The sequence below is a fragment of the Acidovorax sp. GW460-11-11-14-LB4 genome, assembly GCF_059423685.1.
In genome coordinates this window covers 1-3,685 of the sequence record NZ_JBWKYJ010000133.1, presented here as the reverse complement: position 1 = coordinate 3,685, position 3,685 = coordinate 1, and the positions used below count along the sequence as shown (strand labels likewise).

Genomic DNA, 3,685 nt, shown 5'->3' with positions numbered 1-3,685 from the left:
CACCATGGAGCCACCCATGTCAGCCCTGCAGCTTCTTCTTCCTGAAATCGCCGCTCCCGAAGCGGCTAACGATTGCACTCCCCCCGAAGTCGGCAGCAATGGCGACAGTTGTGCAGTGGCTTGCATCGCAAACGGTGGGGAGTGCGCCGGGAACGAAAAGCGCAAGGGCCGCCGCCCAGTCCACGCCAGTGCAGCCGCCCGCAAAGCCGCGTACCGCGCTGAAAAAGCCCGCATTGATTACACCGACAAGCCGGCCATTGCGGCCACGCTTGAGGAAATCGCGGCTGAGCTGGATTGCAGCAAAAACGAGTTGATGCAGTCTCTTGTCCGCTTCGCGTTGACCAATCGCAATTGGAAAACGGTCGGCCTGTACGGTTCGCGCAGCAATGGGGTGCTGCAATGAGCGTCCCAAAGGTTCATCGCAGAGACTGGCGCGGACAGCTGTTCCGTGATGCCATCTTTCACCGTGGCGTTGAGCGTGTGCCCGTGTGGCTAGAGGTGTTTGACCTGGATGGCCGCATGGTGTGGACCAGTGACCTTGGGCATGCGCTTGATGATGCCCGCTTGGTTCTCGACAAAGAGCCGCTGCTCAGTTGCCGCTTGGTTGGTGAATCAGTCGATGTGATCGATCCAGAACTCACGCTTGTTCTCGCTCAATTGCGCCAGCGCGAGATTCGATACCGCCATTACCGTGAGCAGATCGTAGCCGGTGCTCTCGGCGAGTTTGACCAGGGCGACATGCGGCAGGGTGCAGGTCCTCGCCCTGACGCCTGCAAGGGTCTGTGCATCTATCCAAAGCGACGACATGAGGGCTTCGTCCGAATGGAGATTGCGTTCGGCTTTGTGGATGCTCAGAAGCTGGTCGATGCTGGGATTCATGGGGGGCATTTTGCATGAGTCCCGAAGAAAAACGCGACCTGCAGTACAGGGCAAAACGGTCCATTTCGGCCCCGGTCCCGAAATCCGTTCTCCAGGGCAATGCCCGTCAAGCCGCCGACTACAAAGCCTGCGCTGCAGCGGTCGGCGCCTTCCTGCGCACCGGTCACCAGATCGAGCGCGCCCGCCTTCACGTGCTTCGCCTCGAGGGCATGCAGGGGCTGCTGCCATGAGTCGCGCCGTGCATCTGCTGCTTGATCTTTCGCGCCTGCTGCCGCCCTACGTCGACGCCCTGCGCGCCCGCCTTTCTTTGGAGACAACCGGGGACCCGCGCAGCGCGACTAGCGCGGCCCCGCAGGGGTGCGTGGGGCAGGGTATGGGCAGCATGCCCATGTCGCCCTGCGTGCAACCCGTACCCGCTGAAAACGCCCTCGCCGCCAGCGCCACCGCGCAAGGGATCGTTACCCGCATGGGCCAAGACCTGCAAGGGCTTGGTGGCGCAGCCATAGAGCCCGGTCCCGCAGGGATGCGCCCTGTCTGCGCTTCGTGTGTAGCGGCGTGCGCTTCCGACCTGCGCGCCAGTGCCTGCAGGCGGAGCGCGGGCGCTGGCGCCGGGGCGGGGCAGGCGCCGACCATCCCCGATGGTAATCACGGGGATAACCAAGGAGGGACCACCGAATGACCCGCCCAGCAAACTCAAAGCTGAACAAGCTCAACAAGGCTTGTTCCCTCGTCCTTGAGGGCAACCAGGTCAAGGTCCGATTGATGGCCGAGCGCATCGAAACCCGCGTTCTTGTGCACATCGATTGGCTGCGATTCACCTGCCAAGTGCGCAACGCTCCTATGCCTCCCGTTGATGTGCTGTTTCCCCCTCCAGTGCAAAGCACGTTGGAGCGTCCCCTGTCGCCATTCGAAGAGGACTACGGCACCTATGAAGCCCAGCGTTTTGCGCGCTTCATGCACAAGCTGCAGCAGGTGCCAGATGAAGACTTTGCGCCCAGCGCTCAGGCCGCAGAGCTTGCCCTCCGCGTCGTTGATGCCCTCGGCGATGGCTTCAATGTCGCCTCCGAAGTTCGCAAGGGTCACGACTTCTACAAAAGCCGTTGGAGCATTGAGCGCAACGGCGAAGAAGTCGGATGGGTTGGCTTTGGTGCCAGTGGCGACGGTCCACGCCAGCAAGCGCAAAAGCGCACCCTGCATGTGAACCTCTACGGCACAGCCTGTACGTTTGCAAAGCCGTCCTGGCGCTTTGACATGGCCGATTTGGTCGATGAAGTAAACGGCGTCATCACCCGCTGTGACCTCGCGCTTGATTTCTTTGATGGCATCACGGGCGGCATGCGGCGTATCCAAGCCGACTATGAAAGCGGCCTCATGGACTCGGGCGGCAAGCGCCTCAAGTGCAACATGGTCGGCGACTGGATGAACGGCAAGGGTCGCAGCTTCTACATCGGCTCCAAGGAAGTTGGCAAGCAAACCAACATCTACGAAAAAGGCCATCAGCTCTTCGGCGACAAGGATGCATCCGGTTGGATGCGTGCAGAGCTTCGCTTGGGCAACAAGGCTCGCGTGCTCGATGTGGACATGCTGCGTCGCCCTGCCGACTTCTTCGCAGAGGCCAGCCCATGGCATGCCGCGCTGCTGCGTGAGGCAGACGAACAGATCGAGCTGAATCCCGCCAGCTTGGCCTGCAACGGTCGCTTGGCTGCTGAAACCATCGAATCCGAAGTCACCCGCAACAAGCGTTGGGTCCGTGATGTGGCTGGCCCTAGCTTGGCTCTGATGTTCACCCTCATGGATGGCGAAGAGTTCGCCGCAATCGTAGAAGGCGCAAGCCTTCCCGGTCGCCTTCGCCGCTTCTCACGCGACGAAATAGCCCGCGTTTATCAACGCGCAACTAAACGAGTTTTCAAGGGCGCAGACGCTGGCCACGTCATCGCATAACCCTCAACAAGGCCCAAGGAAATCACCATGCAATTCAAGTCCGAAGTCATCGTCCACGGCGTCAAGGAAAGCGCGGGCTCTATCGATGGCCGCGCATTCAGCAGCACCGTGTTTCACTGCGAAGTCGACCTCGCCGAAAACAGTGCAGGCCGCTCCATTGGTCGCGCTACTCGTCCATTCAAGCTCGGCGACGCCAAAGAGTTTGACAAGTGGGCACACCTCGGCGCAGCCCTGCCCATCAAGGCCATTGCCACCTTTGAAATGGCTGCTGCAGCGCAGGACGGAACCAAGATGGTCTTGGTCGATATCCGCCCCGTTGAGCAGGCCAAGCCAGCTCCCAAGGTGCAGTGATGTTCTACGTGATCCAGTCGGCAACCACGGGCGCATTCCTCGCCCCCTCGTATGAGGACGGCCAGCCCGAATGGGTCATGTTGCTGCGCGAAGCCGTAGCGGTCGAAGACCTCGAAACAGTCGCTCAGCTTATCGAAGACCACGCAGAGCCATTTCACCGTGCGCAAGTCGTGGACCTTCGCGAATTGCACCGCTCTGTGCCCCTTTGACGGCGCTAGGCGGCAACCCTATCAACCGCAGCAAATTGCATTTCGGTCCCGGAGCGCAAATGGAAATTGACCTCTCTCTATTCGCCCAGCGCGTCGCGATGATCGCCATCCTCGGCGGCTTTGTCGGTGGCGTGCTGGCCATCCTCGCGCATAGCGCAGCAGTCGCCATCTCTGACCGCCTCCGCGCCCGTGCCAGCACCCTGCAACGGGTCGCTCAGGCACGCATTCGCCAGCAGGCAATTCTTCGGGCCATGCCACGTGGCTGACCCAACAGTCATCGAATGCGCCACCGCCTGCACGGTCAC

7 protein-coding genes are annotated in these 3,685 nt (G+C 61.2%); 6 read left to right on the top strand and 1 reads right to left on the bottom strand.

Features of this window, described 5'->3' with window-relative positions; genetic code table 11:
* On the top strand, positions 1-403 hold a 403-nt coding region (locus AC07X4_RS23800; RefSeq protein WP_494741524.1), incomplete at its 5' end, for a hypothetical protein.
* A gap of 209 nt (positions 404-612) precedes the next feature.
* Here AC07X4_RS23800 and AC07X4_RS23795 read toward each other — a convergent pair.
* Positions 613-879, bottom strand: coding sequence for a hypothetical protein (locus tag AC07X4_RS23795; protein ID WP_494741523.1), 267 nt, complete (start codon positions 877-879; stop codon positions 613-615).
* A 14-nt stretch (positions 880-893) separates the two neighbouring features.
* Between AC07X4_RS23795 and AC07X4_RS23790 the strand changes: the two genes are divergently transcribed.
* From AC07X4_RS23790 to AC07X4_RS23770, 5 genes are all read left to right on the top strand, one after another.
* Positions 894-1,109, top strand: coding sequence for a hypothetical protein (locus AC07X4_RS23790; protein WP_494741522.1), 216 nt, complete (start codon positions 894-896; stop codon positions 1,107-1,109).
* Positions 1,110-1,554: 445 nt separating this feature from the next.
* On the top strand, positions 1,555-2,820 hold the full coding sequence (locus tag AC07X4_RS23785) for a replication initiation factor domain-containing protein (RefSeq protein ID WP_494741521.1): 1,266 nt from the start codon (positions 1,555-1,557) through the stop codon (positions 2,818-2,820).
* Positions 2,821-2,847: 27 nt separating this feature from the next.
* Positions 2,848-3,171 carry a hypothetical protein gene (locus AC07X4_RS23780; RefSeq protein WP_436079221.1) on the top strand — a complete coding sequence of 108 codons (324 nt, stop codon included), beginning with the start codon at positions 2,848-2,850 and terminating at the stop codon, positions 3,169-3,171.
* Positions 3,171-3,380, top strand: coding sequence for a hypothetical protein (locus AC07X4_RS23775; RefSeq protein ID WP_436079220.1), 210 nt, complete (start codon positions 3,171-3,173; stop codon positions 3,378-3,380). Before AC07X4_RS23780 ends, AC07X4_RS23775 begins: the two co-directional genes overlap by 1 nt.
* Before the next feature lie 59 nt (positions 3,381-3,439).
* The gene (locus AC07X4_RS23770) at positions 3,440-3,646 is read left to right on the top strand and encodes a hypothetical protein (RefSeq protein WP_494741520.1); all 207 of its coding nucleotides are present in this window, start codon (positions 3,440-3,442) and stop codon (positions 3,644-3,646) included.
* Positions 3,647-3,685: the final 39 nt, after the last annotated feature.

Coding starts and splice junctions, on each gene's coding strand:
- AC07X4_RS23795 (WP_494741523.1), bottom strand. CDS start 879: ATGAATCCCAGCATCGACCAGCTTCTGAGCATCCACAAAGCCGAACGC.
- AC07X4_RS23790 (WP_494741522.1), top strand. CDS start 894: ATGAGTCCCGAAGAAAAACGCGACCTGCAGTACAGGGCAAAACGGTCC.
- AC07X4_RS23785 (WP_494741521.1), top strand. CDS start 1,555: ATGACCCGCCCAGCAAACTCAAAGCTGAACAAGCTCAACAAGGCTTGT.
- AC07X4_RS23780 (WP_436079221.1), top strand. CDS start 2,848: ATGCAATTCAAGTCCGAAGTCATCGTCCACGGCGTCAAGGAAAGCGCG.
- AC07X4_RS23775 (WP_436079220.1), top strand. CDS start 3,171: ATGTTCTACGTGATCCAGTCGGCAACCACGGGCGCATTCCTCGCCCCC.
- AC07X4_RS23770 (WP_494741520.1), top strand. CDS start 3,440: ATGGAAATTGACCTCTCTCTATTCGCCCAGCGCGTCGCGATGATCGCC.